General features: G+C 53.2%; 13 protein-coding genes. 10 read left to right on the plus strand and 3 right to left on the minus strand.

Features of this window, described 5'->3' with window-relative positions; genetic code table 11:
• Nucleotides 1–46 precede the first annotated feature (46 nt).
• Entirely contained in the window at nucleotides 47–472 is a 426-nt protein-coding gene (locus HNQ57_RS08020) for a Spy/CpxP family protein refolding chaperone (protein ID WP_184462216.1), read from the plus strand.
• 3 nt (nucleotides 473–475) lie between these two features.
• Here the strand turns inward: HNQ57_RS08020 and HNQ57_RS08025 are convergent, their stop codons facing one another.
• The 3 genes from HNQ57_RS08025 to mnmC form a co-directional block, all read right to left on the minus strand.
• A complete protein-coding gene (locus tag HNQ57_RS08025) occupies nucleotides 476–3,439 on the minus strand; it encodes an insulinase family protein (protein WP_184462217.1) in 2,964 nt (987 codons plus the stop codon).
• Nucleotides 3,440–3,521: 82 nt separating this feature from the next.
• A complete protein-coding gene (locus HNQ57_RS08030; RefSeq protein WP_184462218.1) occupies nucleotides 3,522–4,382 on the minus strand; it encodes a glutaminyl-peptide cyclotransferase in 861 nt (286 codons plus the stop codon).
• Between the two features lie 79 nt (nucleotides 4,383–4,461).
• On the minus strand, nucleotides 4,462–6,489 hold the full coding sequence (mnmC, locus tag HNQ57_RS08035) for a bifunctional tRNA (5-methylaminomethyl-2-thiouridine)(34)-methyltransferase MnmC2/FAD-dependent 5-carboxymethylaminomethyl-2-thiouridine(34) oxidoreductase MnmC1 (RefSeq protein ID WP_184462219.1): 2,028 nt from the start codon (nucleotides 6,487–6,489) through the stop codon (nucleotides 4,462–4,464).
• 74 nt (nucleotides 6,490–6,563) lie between these two features.
• On the opposite strand from mnmC, the gene HNQ57_RS08040 reads away from it, so the two are divergent.
• The 9 genes from HNQ57_RS08040 (at nucleotide 6,564) to HNQ57_RS08080 (ending at nucleotide 19,331) form a co-directional block, all read left to right on the plus strand.
• A complete protein-coding gene (locus tag HNQ57_RS08040; RefSeq protein WP_184462220.1) occupies nucleotides 6,564–8,177 on the plus strand; it encodes a peptide ABC transporter substrate-binding protein in 1,614 nt (537 codons plus the stop codon).
• Between the two features lie 3 nt (nucleotides 8,178–8,180).
• Nucleotides 8,181–9,128 (plus strand): ABC transporter permease, encoded by a 948-nt coding sequence (locus tag HNQ57_RS08045; RefSeq protein ID WP_184462221.1) that lies wholly within the window; start codon nucleotides 8,181–8,183, stop codon nucleotides 9,126–9,128.
• Entirely contained in the window at nucleotides 9,128–10,438 is a 1,311-nt protein-coding gene (locus tag HNQ57_RS08050; RefSeq protein ID WP_184462222.1) for an ABC transporter permease, read from the plus strand. The genes HNQ57_RS08045 and HNQ57_RS08050 overlap by 1 nt, the downstream gene beginning before the upstream one ends.
• Nucleotides 10,435–11,418 (plus strand): ABC transporter ATP-binding protein, encoded by a 984-nt coding sequence (locus HNQ57_RS08055; RefSeq protein ID WP_184462223.1) that lies wholly within the window; start codon nucleotides 10,435–10,437, stop codon nucleotides 11,416–11,418. The genes HNQ57_RS08050 and HNQ57_RS08055 overlap by 4 nt, the downstream gene beginning before the upstream one ends.
• The gene (locus HNQ57_RS08060) at nucleotides 11,415–12,398 is read left to right on the plus strand and encodes an oligopeptide/dipeptide ABC transporter ATP-binding protein (protein ID WP_184462224.1); all 984 of its coding nucleotides are present in this window, start codon (nucleotides 11,415–11,417) and stop codon (nucleotides 12,396–12,398) included. The genes HNQ57_RS08055 and HNQ57_RS08060 overlap by 4 nt, the downstream gene beginning before the upstream one ends.
• Nucleotides 12,399–12,446: 48 nt before the next feature.
• On the plus strand, nucleotides 12,447–12,926 hold the full coding sequence (locus HNQ57_RS08065; protein WP_184462225.1) for a hypothetical protein: 480 nt from the start codon (nucleotides 12,447–12,449) through the stop codon (nucleotides 12,924–12,926).
• A 127-nt stretch (nucleotides 12,927–13,053) separates the two neighbouring features.
• Nucleotides 13,054–14,748, plus strand: coding sequence for an AMP-binding protein (locus HNQ57_RS08070; protein ID WP_184462432.1), 1,695 nt, complete (start codon nucleotides 13,054–13,056; stop codon nucleotides 14,746–14,748).
• Between the two features lie 66 nt (nucleotides 14,749–14,814).
• Nucleotides 14,815–18,753, plus strand: coding sequence for an ATP-dependent RNA helicase HrpA (gene hrpA, locus HNQ57_RS08075; RefSeq protein WP_226968317.1), 3,939 nt, complete (start codon nucleotides 14,815–14,817; stop codon nucleotides 18,751–18,753).
• Nucleotides 18,754–18,878: 125 nt separating this feature from the next.
• Entirely contained in the window at nucleotides 18,879–19,331 is a 453-nt protein-coding gene (locus tag HNQ57_RS08080; protein ID WP_184462227.1) for an HvfA family oxazolone/thioamide-modified RiPP metallophore, read from the plus strand.
• Nucleotides 19,332–19,341: the final 10 nt, after the last annotated feature.

The following is a 19,341-nucleotide window of genomic DNA, read 5'->3' on the forward strand; positions in this document are numbered from 1 at the left end:
AGTTTGTGATTTATGTATACGTTTATTGCTATTAGGACTTATTGAAATGAAAAAATTGAACGCCTTAGTGTTAGCGCTTGCGCTAAGTAGCAGTGGAGCTCCGGTCGTTGCGCAAGTTGGGGGCGTAGACGCGGCGCGATTTGACGAGCTAACGACAAAGTTAAATTTGTCAGACCCTCAGCAGCAAAAAGTAAAGGTTTTAATGGCGGGGTTCGCGGAAGATGCGGCGAAGGTTCGGGCGGGCTTGATTGCGGTACAGCAAAATATTCGCACGGCCAATTTGGCGCGGCTCGACAACGCGGCTATTCTGCGTATGAGCAGCGAAGCGGGGCGCTTATCTGCTGCTCATACCGAAAGTTTACTAAAAACACAGCGCGATTTTTACGCCTTGCTCAGTGCCAAGCAAAAGCGCGAATACAATAAAATGCGCTCCGAAGCCTTGGCTCAACAGGCGACGCTTCCAAACAAGTGAGCATTACAATTGCTCAATACTGAAATGTTCCGCCGCTAACCAGTCGCTGAGTTCTGCGGCCTTGGCGGCGTTACTCAGCACCGCGACGCTGGCGCCACCCTTGTTAAGATAGCAATCACAGACTCGTTGTAAATCTGCGGCAGTGACCGCGAGCACGCGCTGCCGAAAAAGTCTGCGCTGCGCTAAGGTGCGGCCAAAGACATTGCTGTGGTGATCTTGTTTGGCTTCACCAGCCGGAGAGCCGGGCTTATCAATACTGCTGACCACGCCTAAAACCGCCTCTTCAAGCCCCTGAGCCGATACCGCGGTGTTGAGCATCCAGTCTATGGATTTATCGAAATCAGCCAGTGTGTCCTGAAGGCGCGGGTCTCGGTAAGAGTAAAAACGGAAGGCGGCGATGTTTGAGTCTTGTGATGCACCGCCGCCGTAGGCGCCGCCTTGCTCGCGAATGACACGGTGTAAAAAACCGTTTTTCATATAGGTGGCAAGTACCGTTAATACTGGTGCGTCAGGATGGTCTGAGGGCACGGTAGGATAGGCCTTGGCACAGAAGTTCACCTGCGAGTTAGCCACCCAAAATGCTTTTTTAACTTCTCGCACTGCCGGGTAACTAAAATTGCTTTTGGCTTGCGCATTAAAATCGTGCCAAAGTGGCGCGATTTCATCACACAAAGAGGCGAGACGGTCAGCTTCGGCAATAATCAATAGCTGGCGTTCAGCCTTGAGCATTTTGCTGTGAATGGCAGCGAGTTGGCTCATGAGTTTGCTTAATTCCGCAGGGGCGTCAATGCGCTCGCTCAGGCTTTTGAGCTGGCGAATACCGCTTAAACCACCCAAAGCCTCACTGATTTTAGCGATGGGGCTCATGCCTGCGCTGGCGGCAGTCATGGCGAGGCTGTGGCCATTGCCGGTGATGCTGGACTCGCGGCGGGCTTTGAGCTGAGCAACTAAGTCTTGAACCCGATCAGACTCATCAAAACGTAGGGTTTCTAAGGTGTCACGCATAAGCTGGGTTTGCGCGCTAGCGTTGCGCAACAGGGCTTTAGACGACAATACTAAATAGGCTTTTAGTTGCTGTTCGTCAGTAATGTCACCGCGCATGCTGGTATAGGCGCTGATGCCACCACAGACTTGCGCTTGGCGCGCTTGAATCTGCAAGTAGTCTTGGTCGCCGAGACCAAGCTCGGTCAATACTTGGGTATAGAGCGACAGCAGCGATAATTCTTCGTCGTCTAGTTCGGGCAGGGCGATCAATAGTTGTTGGTATACCAGGCCATTGGTGCCTCGGCCATAACGGGTATACGGTAGGCTACCGAACATAGCGTGCTCACTATGCAGGGCCGGCATGTCTAAAGGCACGTCCGCCAAGGTGACTTTGGGCAGTATGCTGTCATCTTCTTCAAGGGCTTGACGTTCAATTAAGGCGCTCGCCTGGTCGATAATGGCCTGTTTTTCTTCAGCACTTAAATTGGCCTTAATGTCAGCTAAGCGCTGCTTCTCAGCCTGTTCAATGCGCTGCTGAATATTTTCGTCGGGGCTCATCACCAGGGTGACGCGATGGGGGTTGTCTATTAGCGATTGCGCTAATTGTTTAATGTAGTCGGGCTTTGCCGCTCGTTCGCGCAAAGCTTGTAATGCAGGGTCTAAATTCAGCAGCTCAATGGGCTTGCCACGGTGGGTAGCACTGCCCAGTGCCGTTAAAATAAGTTGCAGGCCATAGGGATAGCCGTCGCCGCCGATTTCCCGCTGCTGCAGTTCTAATTGATGCAAAACCGCATCAACATCCTCTTTGGCAATGCCGTTTTTAGCAACATCGCGTAGGGTGTCTAAAATCAAGGCTTCGACTTCTTCAACTTTGGCGGCGCTGCTGCCTTCGAGTCCACAGGCAAACACCATTTCTCGCATGGAGTCTTCTAGCCCGCACATGGGGGAGGGCGAACTCCCTAAGGTGCTGGTCTCTAGGGCGTGGAGCAAAGGGCTGGCGCTATTGTCGAGTAAAACCCCGGCTAGCAGCTGGGCTTCCAATAAAGTTTCTAATTGGGTGCTTTTGCCCAACAGCCACGAGACCACGATGTGGGTTTTGTCGCCTTTGTTTTCAGCGGCCGGCAAGGGGTAGCGCTCGTGCACGCGAATCGGCGCGTGGTAGCGCTTCTCGTCACCGACGGCAATATGGCTGTCGATGGCCTCAAAGCGCGCCAAGCCCAATTCTTCAAAACGCGCCTGATGTTCGGCGGCGGGTATGTCGCCAAAGGTCATGAAAATGGCATTGCTGGGATGGTAGTGACTCTCGTAAAAGGACTTGAGCTGGTCATAGCTGAGATCGGGAATGTCTTCAGGTTCACCGCCGCTGTTGTAGTGGTAGGTGGTGCTAGGGAATAAGTATTTGCAGAGCGTGTGCCAGAGCTGACTGGAAATTGAGCTCATTGCACCTTTCATTTCATTGAACACGACGCCCTTAAATTCCAACTCAGAATCAGGGTTGCCCGCCTCTTTGAATTCTAGGCGATGGCCTTCTTGGGCGAAATCCAATGGGTGGAGACGGGAAAAAAACACCGCGTCCATATAAACCTGTAGCAGGTTTTCAAAATCTTTGCGATTGCTGCTGGCAAAGGGGTAGGCCGTCCAGTCCGAGCTGGTAAAGGCGTTCATGAAACTGTTCAGCGAGCGCCGGATCATCATGAAGAATGGGTCGCGAACAGGGTACTTTTCGCTGCCGCACAGGGCCGTGTGCTCCAAAATATGGGCCACGCCGCTGGAATCTTTGGGCACGGTGCGCAGCGCCACTAAAAAGACATTTTCGGGGTTGTCGCTGGCAATGTGGTAGTGGCTGGCACCGGTTTTAATGTGTTGGTACTCTGCGATACTCACGCCGAGAGCAGGTATTTCTTCGCTACTGATTAAGGTAAAACTGGGGAAGGCTGCGGGGGTTGTGCGGTTTGCTGTTGCGACAGGCGCTGCTTGAGTCATGCTTTATCCAAATGTCAGAGTGTTGGGCGGTGCTATTAATAAGTCTAGCATTCTAGCGGGTGGAAAAGGGCTTGCCTATGACTTATCGCGCGGTCGCTTTTTGCGGGGTACTGAGATCGTCTAGGTCAAATTTAATACGGTAAATCTTGGGCCAGAGTTTGCCGGTAACCAGCCAGCTGTCGTCGCCCGGGTCGTAGGCAATGCCATTCATTACAGCCTCGGGGTCGAGAGCGGTCGACTGCGCGGCGTCAAGGGCGAGGGCGCTGAGATCGACCTTGGCCAATACCTCGCCAGTGAGGGCGTGAATAATAAGTAAGTGCTGCTCATGCCACTGGTTGGCAATAATGTAGTCGCCCCGGCATTCCAGCTCGTTTAATTGATCCACCGGGGCGCCATTATCGCTAACGCTTAGCGTGTGACTAAGTGTGAGGGTGTTGGCGTCGAACCACTGCAGTTGATCGCTACCGTTACTCATTACCAGATAATCACCACGCTCCTTATGAATACTGGCGCACAAGCCCCAGCCTTGGCCCTCATAGTTGAAAACACCCAGTAACGTAAAGTGGTGGGGGTCCACTATTAAGCCTTTGCCTGCACGCCAAGTGAGAATATACAGCTTGCCTCGGTATAGGCTTAGGCCTTCTGCGAAGAGGTTGCTTGGCAGCACGGTGCCGGTAATGCTGTCTTGAGGCTTGGGTGGGAAGGCGCGCGACACAATTTTTGAATGGCCGTACAAGCCGCTGCTTTCGTAGAGCCTGCCCTGATAAAGCTCGAGGCCCTGGGTGAATAAAGCGGGCTGGTGGGGGTAGCTGCCGATCAGGGTGTAGTCGATACTTTTGGCCGCAAGGGCGTTAACCGAGCCAAATAGCGCGGCCAACAGGCAAAATAGGTGTGCGGTGGATTGAAAAAGTAAGCGGTTTGCTAGTCGAGTGGGTTTGCGCATGGCGACATCATCGTCAAGTTAGTGTCTCTATCATACAGATAGTGCGGTCTTTCGCTAGCGCGTCGAGTCTTGTTGCGATTTAAATTAGCTGGGAGCGAATCAGCTTGCGAATAATAAAGCGTGCGGGGGAGAGCGCTTCGCACAGCTGTCTGGGCAGTGGGCGAACCTCATCGGCAATATAACTTGCCAGTAATTCGGCGCAGAGTGGGGTGGACGTTAGGCCACGGGAGCCGTGGGCGACATTAATGTATAGATTGGGATGATTGGCCGCAGCGATAGGAATTTTGCGGCGGGCGTCCTTTGTTAAATCCTTGTAGTTTTTTTTGAATTCCTCAATGCGCGGCACTGCACCCACGATTGGCATGTAGTCCGTGCTCGCGCAGCGCAAGGCCGCGCGGCCACCAATTGCCGCGGCATCGGGTTTAAGCAAGCCGGTGGCGAGATGGCTAAGTTGCGTGAGGTTCCAGTCGTGATCGGCAGTCATTAGCGCGCAGTCTTTATTGTGAAGATCAAAGCTCGCGCCGATACAAAACTGTCCATCCATCGCTGGCGCTAAATACCCTTCATGGCAAATCACGGATGTAGGGGACTGGTTTAGTGCGTCGACAGGTAAATAACTCAGTTGCCCGCGAATGCTTTTCAGGGGCAGGGAGCTGGTTTGGGCAAAATGGCTAGCGTCATTGCTATTGGCAATAACGACAGTGTCAGCTTGCTGAATACAGCGTTGTTGATCGTCTAAAAGTTGCCATACGCCCTCGCGGTGTGCCAGCGCCAAGGCCGCAGTATTGTTAAGCAGTGTAATATTGGGGTGTGTGAGCATGGCATGACAAACGCTCGGCGGCGATAACCAGCCAGCGCCGGGGTAATAGAATGCCTGGCCGCTAAGGGAGACCCCAGACTTGGCGTAGAGCTCGTCGTCGCTGAGAAATTGCAGCCAATCTTGATTATTTAGCAGCACTTTGAGTTTGTTAAATTGCTTTATCTCCCGCTCAGACTTCACTAGCTGCAGAACGCCACAGAGTTCACCATCTATGCGCCCCTGGCTCAATAGGTCTCGGTAATGACTGAGGGCAAACAGAAAACTGGCGAGGTTAAATTGATTTAGGTCGCCAGGGGCGGCAGACAGCTTGGTGTACAAAATACCTTGGGGGTTTCCCGATGCGCCGCTGGCGGGCATATGGCGTTCAATAACCGTGACCCGATAGCCGCGCTGCGCTAGCGCGTTGGCAGTGCTGCAACCGGCAAGGCCGGCGCCAATGACTACAATATGTTTAGCCTGTTGTTTCGGCGCAGGTAAATGCCAGGGCACATTAACCGGAGTGGGTTGCGGGGTGCTGCTGGCGATGTCATGAGGCACTCGGCCCCATAGGATTTGCTGCGCGCCGTCATACGCCGTCATTTTTTCTAGGCTAAAGCCCTGCGCGCGCAAGCCCGGTTCCCAAAAATCAGCGGCGGCGGCAAAACTGCTGCCCGGTTTGCTGAGTGCGGCTATACTGGCAAACAGTGGCTCTTGCCACTTGGTTTCCGCGTTGGCGAGAGGTGTGCCGTTTAAAAACCACGCATCGGCATACGCTACAGTGTTAAGTTTATCGTTAACGGCCGAACTCGGCGCGTCAAGCAAGGCGGGAAGGCAGTCGTGCGCATTGCCAAACAGTAAATCCAAGCAAAGTTGTGCACTATTCAACAATCTACGGTGGTGCCCCAGTAACAGCGGTGGATAATTGTGCTGTAGTATAGCGGCGAGAGAAGCGAGTTCCGGCCAGCTCGCGTGGACGCGGCGTAATTGCTCTACGGAGTAAGGGCGCTCCTCTATTGAGACGTAGTGAAGCTGCCAGTTTGGGGGCGCCGTTTGCTGCCATAATTGCCACGCCAGCAGAAAGTTCAGGCCGGTGCCGAAACCTGTTTCAATAATAGTGAATCTTCCTGCAGTTTCTCTGTCCAGAGCAGACCAACGTTCGGCGAGTCTATTGTGGGACAAAAATACATGGCGGCATCTATCAAGCTCGCCTTCCTGGGGACCATGCATTTCGCTGGAGTCTGGGCCATTATCGCCCCACGCTAGTTTTACGCTGGGTATCGAGTAGGGATTGTTTTGTTTGGTGGCCATTATAAAGTGGATGTCAGCACTAGCAGGGAAAGTATTGTAACAGTGAATATGAGCAAAACCTTGGTGTATAAATTTTGTTGATTTGGAAACGGTGGTGTAACAGCCTTGCGGTGTGCTTTTTGCTGCTTGTGGCCGGTCAGGCGTGGACCCAGGCCGTGGATGCAGACAAGGCAAAGGTCACTTTGGCACTCGCCACTGAGCCGCCAACCCTCAATAGTGCGGTGGCTACCGACACAATTGCGAGTTTTATACTGGCGCACTTAATGGAAGGCCTTCTCGTCTATGGCCCCGACGGTGAACTTGCGCCCGGCGTGGCGCTGCGCTGGCAATTAGACGCCGATGGCGCGCACTTCTGGTTGCGTGATGACGCCCGCTGGAGCGACGGCAAGCCGGTGACCGCGCACGACTTTGTGTTTGCCTGGCGGCATGCTTTAAATCCGAAAACAGCGTCACAATACGCGTTTATTTTTTATCCAATTAAAAACGCCGAAGCCGTGAATGAGGGAAAGCTCGCCCCAAGTGAACTCGGTGTGCGTGCCATTTCAGATACCGAACTAAAAGTAGAATTTGGCAGCCCCTGTCCCTATTTTCTAAGCTTAACGGCGTTCATGACGTTTTTACCGCTGCGTGAAGATGTGTTGGCGCAGTGGGGTGGGCGCTATGCCGCCGACGCCGATAAACTCACGGTAAATGGGCCGTATTTATTAACCAAATGGGTACACGGCGCCCATTTGCAACTGCGTAAAAATCCCCAGTATTGGCATTCGGCATCGGTGCGGATTAACGAAATTGATATGCCGTATATTACTGCCGACCCAAGCTCCCAGTTTAATCTATTTCGCGATCAGCAAATTGCCATGGCCCCGCTGGATACCGGGCTATTAAACGAGGCGGTAAAGCGGGGGTTTGATATTGAATATTTTCACACCGGTTCTCTTTATTTCTTGGAGTTTAATTTCCGTGAAGGTCGGATAACGGCCAATCGGGCCTTTCGTAAAGCGGTTCAACGTTTGATTGACCCCGCCGTGCTGGTGAATAAAATTATTGGCTTGCCGGGTATCCAGCCCGCGTATTCATTGTTTCCGGTTACGGTTAAGGGTTTAAAACGCAGCTTTCGCGAAGAGTACCCGGTATTGCGGGTTGATCCTGATATTGCCGCGGCGCGGGCCTATATTCGCAAAGCCAAAGCCGAATTGGGTATAAGCGAAATACCGCCGTTAATGTTGCTGGCAGGAGACAGTCCGCGCGCCTTACAAGAGGCCGAGTACTATCAATATTTATTTAAAAATGGTTTGGGTATAGAGCTGCGTATTGATCAGCAGGTTTTTAAGCAGCGCCTAGAAAAAATGCGGCGCGGCGACTTCGATTTAGTGTCGGCGGCCTGGGGGCCAGACTATGACGACATTATGACCTTTGCCGATTTGTTTGCCTCGTGGAATGACAATAACCGTGGCCGCTATAATAACGCGCTCTATGATCGCTGGATTCGTGTCGCCCAGAACAGTAACGACCCCCGTACGCGTTTTAATGCCATGGCCCAGATCCAACGCATTGTGGTTGACGACGTGCCTATACTACCCACCTATGAAAACGGCGCACTGTATGTGCAAAACCCGCGGTTGCGCGGCGTGCGCCGCAATATTTTTGGCGGCGATCCCTTGTTTCGCTATGCATGGATCGAGCGCTAAACCATGCTGAAATTTATTGCTAAGCGACTTTTGTCCGGTGCGATAACCATTTGGTTTATCGCAACAGCAACCTTTTTTGCCATGCACGCGGTGCCGGGTGATCCTTTGACCCAAGAAAAGGCCATGTCACCTGCAGTGAGAGCGCAGTTAGAGGCGCGCTACGGTTTAGACAAACCTTTGATTGAGCAGTACCAGTTGTTTTTGGGCAATATGCTGCAGGGTGATTTTGGTATTTCCTTTACCCAAGAAAACCGCAAAGTTAACGACATTATTAGTAAGCATTTCCCCATTTCAGCTATTTTGGGACTTGCCGCTGTGCTGATTGCCTTGGTTGGCGGGGTGGCGGCGGGCACCGTGGCAGCCTATTACCGGAATCGTTGGCCAGATCGTTTGGTGATGATCGGGGTTATTGCCGCGATATCCGTGCCGGGTTTTGTCATTGCTGGCTTGGCGCAGTTAATTATTGTGGCAATGAATAATGCCGCAGGCAAAACCTTGCTGCCAGTGGCCGGTTGGGGAAGTGTCAATCATATTTGGGTGCCGGCGCTGGTCTTGGGCTTGGGCACCATGGCGTATTTGAGCCGGATTATGCGCGCCTCAATGCTGGAGGTCTTAAACGCAGATTTTAACACCGCAGCCAAGGCCAAGGGTGTCCATGGTTTGCGCTTGTTTTGGCATCATCAATTGCGCAACGCGGTATTGCCGGTGGTTACTGAATTGGGGCCGACGATTGCCGGGGTGACTACGGGCGGTTTTGTGGTGGAGTTAATTTTTGCGATTCCCGGTCTGGGGCGCTACTTTGTGCAAGCGGTTCAGCAATTGGATTACACCGTGATCATGGGTACGACGGTCTTTTACGGCGCGTTCTTAGTCTTGGTGGTGGTGTTGGTGGATATCAGTTATGGCCTAATTGACCCGCGTATTCGGCTCCATGGCGGGGGTGGTCGCTAATGGCGATGTCAGTGTTCCGCTTTGCGCGACGCACCTGGGCGAGTGCGGATCTTGAACAGATCGCTCCGGTCCCTCTGCCGAAAATGGCAACCCCCGCCGTGGTGTTATCTTCATTGGTGGTAGTCGCCCTATTATTGTTTGTGAGCATCGGGCCACTGGTGTGGGGTCAAGATCCGTCGCAGCAGTGGCTCTCGCAAATATCAGCTGGTCCCAGCGGCCCGCATTCGGTGCGTTTAATCCGCGATAACGGCCCGTGGCAGCCGCCTGTGAGCGAGCCGCCGCAGAGTTTGGTAGTGCATGATGCCAATACCGAGTTTGTCCGTCTGCAATGGCCGCAGATAGAGGGGGTTAGACGTTACCGTATATACCGCGCCTCTGCCCACAAGGCGGGTTTGGGCTTGGCGATTGCAGAAACAGATAAGGCCTACTATCAGGATCAATTACAGCTTAGCTATCAGATCTACCGCTATACCATTGCCGATGCGGATAGCGGTTTGCTGTTGCTGGCACGTGAGGTTCGTCCCGAAGCGGCAATATCTTTGTTTGAAGCGCAACTGCAAGGTTTGGTGCCGGTGGGCAAGTCGGGACGCCAGGCCAAATGGCTTGAAATGCCCGGACACCCTTTGGGCACTGATGCATTGGGGCGCGATATATTGGCCAGATTGATGGCGGGTGGTCGCACCTCGCTGTTTGTTGGGGTCGTGGCGCCGTTGTTGTACATCAGTTTTGGTTGCATATTTGGTGCAATTGCGGGCTTGGCCGGGGGCTGGGTAGATCAAGTTGCCATGCGCTTTGTCGATTTTGTCGTCGCGCTGCCATTTTTACTGTTTATGATTTTATTTCGCGTTGCCTTTGGTATTGGCCCGGGTGAAAACGGCATTATGCCGTTGATTGTTGCCATGCTAATGCTGAGCTGGCCAGGAAGCGCCAGGCTCATTCGCGGCCAGGTGCTGGCTTTGCGTGGTCAAGCCTTTGTTGAGGCGGCAAAGCTAGCGGGGGTCAGCACCAGTCGCGTGATCCTTAGGCATATGCTTCCCAATGTCCTGCCAATGATCTTGGTTGCGTTTAGCTTTGCTATTCCCCAAGCGATTTTTACCGAGGCCTTCTTGTCGTTTATTGGTATGGGCGTGTCGCCGCCGACCACGTCGTGGGGCGCGTTGTGTAATGACGGCATAAAAACCTTATTGTCCCACCCTCGGCAATTGCTGCTGCCCGCGCTGTTTATCAGTGTGTCGGTGTTGGCCTTTAATCTACTCGGCGACGCCTTGCGAGATGCCACCGATCGACGGGCGGGGGTGGCAAAGGCATGAAATTACTCGAGCTGGACAATTTGCAGGTGAGTATCGGGCCGGTGCAAGCAGTGCGTGATGTATCCCTGAGTTTGGCGCCGGGCGAGTGCCGAGCCTTGGTGGGGGAGTCGGGCTGCGGTAAATCCGTAACGGCCATGAGTCTATTGAATTTAATGCCGCCTACCGCGCAGACCAATGCTGCGCGCTGGGACTTTGCCGGTCGCGATATGCGTCAGTTGAGCGAACGCGAATGGCGTCGGATACGGGGAAATGAGATCGCGATGATCTTTCAAAACCCCATGACCGCCCTCGACCCCACTCAGACCATAGGCAGTCAAATTGCCGAGCCCCTGCGCATTCACAAGGGCTTGTCGAAGCGTGAGGCGCGTATGCGGGCCATTGCGCTCTTGGAACGTCTGGCCATTGCCAACCCCGCCCAGCGCGCTGCGCAATACCCCTTCGAGTTTTCTGGGGGCATGTTACAGCGCGCCATGATCGCCATGGCCGTGGTCTGTGAACCGCAGTTATTGATTGCCGACGAGCCAACAACCGCCCTCGATGTTACCGTCCAAGCGGAGGTGCTGAGTATTTTGCGGGAATTGCGAGAGTCCAGCGGCACCGCGATGTTATTTATTACCCACGATCTAGGTGTGGTCGCTGAAATTGCCGACTCGGTGTCGGTGATGTACGCCGGTCAAACTGTCGAAACCGGCTCGTTGCAGGATGTGTTTAGCCGCGAGGCCCACCCCTACACCCAGGCCCTAAAGCGTGCGGTACCGAATATGGAAAACCCGCATCGCCTAGAGGCAATTGCCGGAACCCCGCCGGACTTACGCCACCCCCCTAAGGGTTGCGGTTTTGCGGCGCGCTGCTGTGAGCGCATGGCAATTTGCGATCAGTTGCCGCCGAATTTTCCCTGCGAATCCACCGCGGCACATCAGGCCCGGTGTTGGTTGTGGCACCCTGAACACCCGGCGCGCTGGCGGGAGAGCGAGCAATGAGTGCGGCAATTGTTCAGCTGCGGGAGTTACGCTGTCACTTTGCTAGCGGTGAGGGCTTATTAGCGGCAGTCGACGGCGTTAACCTCGACATTAAGGCCGGTGAGGTTTTGGGCCTAGTGGGGGAGAGTGGCTCCGGAAAATCGACCATGGGGCGAATTATTGCCGGTTTACAGCCGCGTTCGGCGGGGGACTTGATTATTGGCGGGCAAGCTATGCCACGTCATTATAGTCGTCGCCAATTTAAAGCGATGTCCACCCAGGTTCAAATGGTATTCCAAGACAGCTACGCCAGTCTGAACCCGCGAATGACGATTCTCGCCAGCCTGCAGGAACCGCTGTGGAGCCAAGGCGTGACAGGGGCTGTGGCGCGTGACAAGGCTTGTTATTGGCTAGAGCGGGTTGGTTTACCCCAATCTGCTGGTGAGCGTTACCCTCATGAACTCTCCGGGGGACAGCGCCAGCGCATTGGCATAGCAAGGGCATTTATTGCCGAGCCAAAATTGGTGATCTGCGACGAACCGGTCTCCGCATTGGACGTGTCGGTGCAGGCGCAAATTATTAATTTATTACAAGAGCTGCAAACTGAGCACAATACCGCTATGTTATTTATAGCCCATGATTTGGCGGTGGTGCGATTTTTGGCCACGCGCACAGCGGTAATGTACCTAGGTGAGATTGTGGAACTGGGGCCAACCCCAGCCTTGTTTGAGGGGCCTAGACACCCCTATACCGCACGACTATTGGCGGCGCATTTAGATGGCAATATTAAGGCGCGGAAGGTTATCGCTGCCAATACTGGCAAAGCAGCGGGTCACAAGGCACCATTGGCCACGGACAGTGGCTGCCGGTTTGCGCCGCGTTGCCCAATGGCCGAACCGGCATGCAGTGCCAATCCGCCGTGGTTGCGACCGACAAAAGTGGACACTGAGGCGGCCTGCCATCGCTTGGCAGATATAGAGATATTAAAGCTCAGAAAGTAAGCTTATGGTCTGAGCTCAAATAAATTTAACAATACGGACCAATAATTAATGAAAGTGAAAATGGATGCACCGAGTGTACTGGCTATAGCGGCAACGCTTTTTAAGACTGGCCTACTCGATGCCGGACGTACCGAAGCCAAGCGCTATTTCCGCGAGTTGGAGGCGGGGCGAGAATTGATTCTGTCCGATATGGCAATGCCAGATAAGTCGACAATGCGCATAAAACTGCAATTATTGCCCCAAGAGTTCCGAGGCAATTTGAATTTCAGTGCGTTTAAAGAGCATCTGCTATTTTTAACGGCAGAACTTGCTAAGGTTATTAACGCAAAAACCGAGCCGCTGGTGATGAGCGACGACGAGGGTGGCCAGCTACTCTTCAATATTCCTGCGCTGACTCAAATTGACGGGGTCTTGAATGCGCTGGTACTTGGGGCGGATTTGCGGCGGCCAGGAGCATTGGTATTGCAATTGATGTTTATCGATCCTGACCAATATCGGGCCGCAGAGGTCAAAACAGCAAATAGCTAGTGTTGACAGTGAATACAAATGTCGATAGCTTGCCTAGCTGAATATCAGTGGTCGGCTTGCCTGAATTTTTTGGGTGCGGCGCCAATAACAACAAGCACTATACTAGGGGGCGACTTTGTCAGCAGAAATGGAAAGTATTGCAGCAGTTATTAAAGCAGCACGCGCGAAAGTGGGCATGCCTGACGATGTGGATTTGACGCAACATGCGAATTTGGGGGCGATGTTTAATTACTGTGTCAGCAAATTTGGTGATTTGCCTGCCATGTCCTGTATGGGCGAAACCATCACTTACAACGAACTTGATAAGCTCTCTGCGCAGTTTGCGACATATTTACAAAAAAACACCAATTTGCGGGTGGGTGATCGAATTGCCCTGCAAATGCCCAATATTCTGCAATACCCGGTAGCGCTCTTTGGCGCTATTCGCGCCGGCTTGATCGTGGTGAACACCAACCCGCTCTATAGCCAGCGTGAATTAAAACACCAGCTAAATGATTCCGGCGCCAAAGCACTGATCGTCCTTGCCAATGTTGCCGAAGCGGCGGCAGCGGTTGTCGACGAAACCCCAGTCGAGTTTGTGATTGTTACTGAAATTGGCGATTTGCACCCAACGGTAAAACGGCTACTCATCAATAATGTCGTTAAACACGTTAAAAAGATGGTACCCAAGTTTAAATTTAAAAATGCGATTAAATATCGCAGTGTTTTAGCCAAGGGCAAGAGCGGACAATTTACCCAAGCAAACCCTGGTGCTGAAGAAGTTGCATTGCTGCAATACACCGGTGGTACAACGGGTGTGTCGAAAGGCGCCATGATTAGCCACCGCAATCTGATGGCCAATATTCTGCAGAGTAAGAATCTGTTTGAAAGCTTTGGTCTTAAAGAAGGCGAAGAAACCTTCCTGTCGCCACTGCCGCTATACCATATTTACTCTTTTATGCTGTCGTTCTGCGTCATGTTACAGGGCAACCACGGCGTGTTAATTGCTAATCCCCGTGACCTTAGCAGTGTGATTAAAGAAATGAAGCGCTATCGCTGGAGTGGGATGAGTGGGATTAACACCCTGTTTGTGCAGCTGTGCAATAACGACGAATTTCGGGCTTTAGATTTTTCCTCGGTGAAAGCCACCATGTCTGGTGGTATGGCCTTAACCGCAGGCGCAGCCAAAGAATGGATGGAAGTCACTGGTGCAGAGGTTTACGAAGGCTATGGTCTGACCGAAACTTCGCCTGTCGTGTCTATTAATCCCGGCGGCAATAACCAAATCGGTACGATAGGTGTGGCCTTGCCTGGCACGGATATCCGCATTGTAGTTGAAGGTGTCGATAAGGGCGTTGGTGAGCGCGGTGAATTGTGCGTGCGTGGCCCGCAGGTGATGATGGGTTATTGGCAGCGTCCCGACGAGACCGAAAAGACCATTATCGATGGCTGGCTGCACACGGGTGACGTTGCTGTTGTGCAAGAAGATGGCTATATGCGCATTGTCGATCGCATGAAAGACATGATTATCGTCTCTGGCTTTAATGTTTACCCCAATGAAATTGAAGACGTTTTGAGCGGACACCCTAATATTGCTGAATGTGCGGCAATTGGTGTGCCTGATGAGAAGTCTGGGGAAGCGGTTAAAATCTTTGTCGCGGCTAAAAAAGGCGATATTGATGTGACTGAGCTAAAAGCATTTTTGCGTGAACGCCTCACCGGCTATAAAATGCCTCGGTATATTGAAGTGCGTGACGAGCTGCCTAAGACCAATGTGGGTAAGGTATTGCGTCGCTCACTTCGCGACGAGGAGCTTGCCAAGCTTGCCAAGGCTAACAAATAATCGTTTAGCTGTTATGTAATCGTAAAAAGGCGCCAAATGGCGCCTTTTTTGTTTTTAATGGAATGTATGTCTGAAACTCGATCAGAAATAAGCTCAGCCGCTGTTGCAGCAGTGGACCCGCAGTCGCTAATGAGCCAGCTAGAGAGCTGTTTGCAAGCGGACCGCTTCGCGCTTGGTCGCGCCTGTCGCCAATTGCTGCAGCAAGCGGCGGCGGGCACTGACATTAGTCAAAAGCTGGCAGTACTGGTCGAGCGATTTACGGTCTCGCAGGCGCGAGTTCTGCAGCGGCGTGCAAATTTGCCGACGGTGGCGTATCCGCCAGATTTGCCGGTTAGCCAGCGGGTCGACGATATTCGCGCGGCCATCGCCGCTCACCAAGTCGTGGTTGTGGCGGGGGAGACCGGCTCGGGTAAAACCACGCAAATCCCCAAAATTTGTTTGGCTATGGGCCGTGGGGTTACCGGTTTAATCGCCCATACTCAGCCCCGGCGTTTGGCTGCGCGGGCCGTGGCCCAGCGTTTGGCCGAGGAGCTGGATACCACCCTGGGTGACGGCGTGGCCTTTCAAATACGCTTTCAAGAAGTTAGCTCGCCCAATAGCTATATCAAATTAATGACTGACGGTATTTTGCTGGCGGCTATTCAGCGCGACCGTTTTTTAAGCGAATACGACACCATCATTATTGATGAGGCCCATGAGCGCAGTCTGAATATCGATTTTTTGCTGGGCTATTTAAAAACCCTGCTGCCCAAGCGGCCAGATTTAAAACTGATTATCACCTCGGCAACGATTGATGTGGCGCGCTTTTCTGAACACTTCGATAATGCGCCGGTTATTGAGGTGTCTGGTCGCAGCTTTCCCGTTGAGTATCGCTACCGGCCCCAAGAGGAACTGAGTGCCGACAATGATATTGGCGAGGCGGTAGAAGCGGTATTGCGCGAATTAATCGCTGAGGGTGCCCAGCGTAGCGGCGACACCTTGGTGTTTCTCAGCGGCGAGCGGGATATTCGCGATGTGACCCGTCATTTGCGCAAGGCCGATTTGCCGGGGGCAGAGGTCTTGCCACTGTACTCACGCCTGAGCACCGCCGAGCAACAGCGGATTTTTGAATTGCGCGGGCGGCGGGGCTGGCGGGTGGTATTAGCGACCAACGTCGCCGAAACCTCGCTGACGGTGCCCGGAATCCGCTATGTAATCGATGGTGGCACCGCGCGTATTAGTCGCTATAGCGTGCGTAGCAAAGTTCAGCGCTTGCCGATTGAAGCGATATCGCAAGCCAGCGCAAATCAGCGCGCCGGTCGCTGTGGACGGGTGGCTGCGGGTATTGCTTATCGTTTGTATAGCGAGGCCGACTACCTGAGTCGACCGGTGTATACCGAACCAGAGATTCAGCGTACCAATCTTGCCGCCGTTATACTGCAAATGCTTCAGCTCAAACTAGGGGATATCAGCGCCTTTCCCTTTGTGGACGCGCCGGACAATAAGTTTGTGAACGACGGCTTTGCGCTGTTGGCCGAATTAGGCGCGGTGCGTGACGGTAAACTGAATAAATTAGGGCAACAGCTGGGCCGCTTCCCAGTTGACCCACGTATTGGCCGTTTGCTGCTGGCCGCAGCCGATGGCGGCTGTTTGCGGGAAATGCTGATTATTGCCAGCGCGCTAAGTATTCAAGATCCTCGCGACCGTCCCGCGGATAAGCAGCAAGCTGCCGATGAAAAACACCGCCGCTTTTGGCAGCCAGATTCCGATTTTATGGCCTTTGTCGGCCTGTGGGATTACGCCGAGGAGCAGCGCCAAGCATTGTCGGCCAGCCAGTGGCGCAAACTCTGTCAGCGGGAGTTTTTGTCGTGGACGCGGATGCGGGAGTGGCGTGAGGTTCACCACCAAATCACCCTGATGTGTCGGCAACTAAAGCTGCCGGTCAATCGCGAGCCCGCTGATTTTGACAGTATTCATCGCGCCTTGTTGCCGGGGTTTTTGGGCCAGATAGCCTGCAAAGATGAAGAGCGGGAGTATCTCGGTGCGCGCAACCGCAAATTGCGGATATTCCCAGGTTCCTCGTTATTTAAGAAAGCGCCAAAATGGATTGTGGCTGCCGAGCTTGCGGAAACCACCCAGCTCTATGCGCGCTGTGTCGCTAAAATCGATCCCGAGTGGGTGTTTGGCATCAACGACGAGCTGTTAAAACGCAGCTATTACGAACCCCATTGGCATAGTCGCAGTGGTCGGGTGATGGCCTTCGAGCAGACGATGCTCTACGGCTTGCTGATTCGCGATAAAAAGCGGGTGCACTATGGCCCTATCTCGCCGGTAGAAAGCCGCGAAATTCTTATTCGCCAAGCCTTGGTGGAGGGGCGCTATCTGGGTAAAGCGGAATTCTTTCGCCACAACCGCAAGCTGATTGCGGAGATTGGTGAGCTAGAAGACAAGGCTCGGCGGCGAGATATTCTCATATCCGACGATGAGTTATTCCGTTACTACGACGAACGTATTCCAGACGGCATCATTACCGCGGCGCATCTCGAGAGTTGGTTAAAAACGACGGCGGCGCCGCGCACGTTGTTTTTGAGCCGTGGCGAATTAATGCGTCATGCAGGCAGCGATGTCACTGAGGAGCAGTTCCCAGATACCTTGCACTGCGCCGGCATGATACTGGCGCTGAGCTATCATTTTGAGCCGAATCATCCCGCCGACGGGGTTAGTGTGTCTGTGCCGCTGGCGAATCTGCCAAAGCTACCCGAGGGGCGCTTAGAATGGTTGGTGCCTGGCTTGTTGCGAGACAAGTGCATTGCGCTGCTCAAAAATCTGCCAAAAGCCCAGCGCAAACAATTGGTGCCGGTGCCAGATTTTGTCGACAAGGCCTTGCCAATGCTCGCGGTCAATGACGTGGGTCTGTTGCCCAGCTTGGCGGACGCGCTGCGCAAAATCAGCGGCCTGCAAATCGATGTGGCCGAGTGGTCGCGCAATAACATCGATAATTTTTACCGCATGAATATTCGGGTGCTGGACAACGCCGGCAAATTACTGGCCCAAAGCCGCGATTTGCGGGCGCTGTGCGCCGAGCTTGCGGTGCAGGTGCAGCAGGGCATTGCTGAAGAGCGTGGTAGTGGCTTTGAAACCAAGGTGCTTACTAGCTGGGATTTTGATCGCTTGGAGTCTCGTTATGAATTTAAGCAGGGCGGAGCAACCTTGGTCGCTTATCCCTGTTTGCAGGATCAGGGCGAGAGTGTTGAGTTAAGTCTTGCCGAGACCGAGACCGAAGCTCGACAGGCAAATTTGCGCGGCGTTCAGCGCCTACTCTTATTGCGCTTGGTGCAGCAGTGCAAGAGCTTGCGGGCGAGCTTGTTTCGCAGCAACACGGCCCAATTACAATTGTCAGCGGTGGGTGAGCAAAAAAAGCGCTGGTTGGAAGATTGTCTGCTCGCTGCAAGCCAAAATTGCTTTGCTTTGACCGAGGATGCTTTGCCCCACACCCAGGTGGAATTTGAACAAGTTTGGGAGCGGGGCCGCGCTGGCTTTGTTGCCGATGCCGAGGCCTGTGCTGAGCTGTTAAATAAAATACTGGCCAATTACGCGGATATTCGTCGCAGCCTTAAAAAGCTGAATTCGCTTAGCTGGATCCATAGTATCAACGACATCAACCGTCAGTTAGATGCCTTGTTTTTTGATGGCTTTATCACCGACCTCAGTCGCGATGAACTGGCGCAATACCCGCGTTATTTACAGGCAATTTCCCAGCGGATTAGTAAACTGGACGGCGCTTATCAGCGAGATCGGCAGTCGACCTTGGTGCTTGAGCCGCTGCAGCAGCAATTTTCAGAGTTTGTTAAGAAGCTGCCAGACAAACATCGTCGTCACCCGCTGGTAATGGATTATCGTTGGCAACTGGAGGAACTGCGCATTTCGCTGTTTGCTCAGAATATGGGCACCCGAACGCCGGTTTCGGAGAAGCGTTTAAAGGTTCTCTGGAAAGCCTTAGTGCAAGATGTAACATTATTGAATTGAGCGCGTCTGTATTTTGCTAGATCGAATTCGACTAAAACTGCGTATGAGTGGTGTTGGTTAAAACTGCTATGCTCATGTCGTTGTAGACGTAATAATTGCTTGCTGATCCGATATGGAGAATAACAATGACCCAGAAAGCCTTTACCAAAAATCCAATGGCGGCTGCATTTGGCGCAGCGCTTTTGGTATCCGCAATGCACCCGGCGATGGCGGGTGAAAACCCTTTCGCGGCTAAAACGATGGCGTCTGGCTACGAGTTGGCGATGGGCAATGCCGATAAGGCCGCCAAAGCAGAAGCTAAATGTGGCGCTGATAAGGCCGGTACTGAAGCGCAGTGTGGTGCCGACAAAGCCAAAGCGGCACATGAAGGCAAATGCGGCGAAGCAAAATGTGGGGCTGATGGCGCCAAAGCAGGGCATGAAGGTAAATGCGGAGACGGTAAGTGTGGCGCTGAAAAAGCCAAAGCCGCGCATGAGGGCAAGTGTGGAGAAGCCAAATGCGGTGCCGATAAAAGCAAGGCGGCCACCGAGGGCAAATGCGGTGAAGGTAAGTGTGGCGCCGGACACATGGCTAATTAGGGGCTTCATA

This window comes from Zhongshania antarctica (genome assembly GCF_014202945.1).
Taxonomy (GTDB): Bacteria; Pseudomonadota; Gammaproteobacteria; order Pseudomonadales; family Spongiibacteraceae; genus Spongiibacter; species Spongiibacter antarcticus.

Bases quoted from the DNA above. Each gene is read 5' to 3' on its own strand.
- HNQ57_RS08020 (WP_184462216.1), top strand. From the start codon at position 47: ATGAAAAAATTGAACGCCTTAGTGTTAGCGCTTGCGCTAAGTAGCAGT.
- HNQ57_RS08070 (WP_184462432.1), top strand. From the start codon at position 13,054: ATGGAAAGTATTGCAGCAGTTATTAAAGCAGCACGCGCGAAAGTGGGC.
- mnmC (WP_184462219.1), bottom strand. From the start codon at position 6,489: ATGGCCACCAAACAAAACAATCCCTACTCGATACCCAGCGTAAAACTA.
- HNQ57_RS08025 (WP_184462217.1), bottom strand. From the start codon at position 3,439: ATGACTCAAGCAGCGCCTGTCGCAACAGCAAACCGCACAACCCCCGCA.
- HNQ57_RS08080 (WP_184462227.1), top strand. From the start codon at position 18,879: ATGACCCAGAAAGCCTTTACCAAAAATCCAATGGCGGCTGCATTTGGC.
- hrpA (WP_226968317.1), top strand. From the start codon at position 14,815: ATGTCTGAAACTCGATCAGAAATAAGCTCAGCCGCTGTTGCAGCAGTG.
- HNQ57_RS08060 (WP_184462224.1), top strand. From the start codon at position 11,415: ATGAGTGCGGCAATTGTTCAGCTGCGGGAGTTACGCTGTCACTTTGCT.
- HNQ57_RS08045 (WP_184462221.1), top strand. From the start codon at position 8,181: ATGCTGAAATTTATTGCTAAGCGACTTTTGTCCGGTGCGATAACCATT.
- HNQ57_RS08050 (WP_184462222.1), top strand. From the start codon at position 9,128: ATGGCGATGTCAGTGTTCCGCTTTGCGCGACGCACCTGGGCGAGTGCG.
- HNQ57_RS08055 (WP_184462223.1), top strand. From the start codon at position 10,435: ATGAAATTACTCGAGCTGGACAATTTGCAGGTGAGTATCGGGCCGGTG.
- HNQ57_RS08030 (WP_184462218.1), bottom strand. From the start codon at position 4,382: ATGCGCAAACCCACTCGACTAGCAAACCGCTTACTTTTTCAATCCACC.
- HNQ57_RS08065 (WP_184462225.1), top strand. From the start codon at position 12,447: ATGAAAGTGAAAATGGATGCACCGAGTGTACTGGCTATAGCGGCAACG.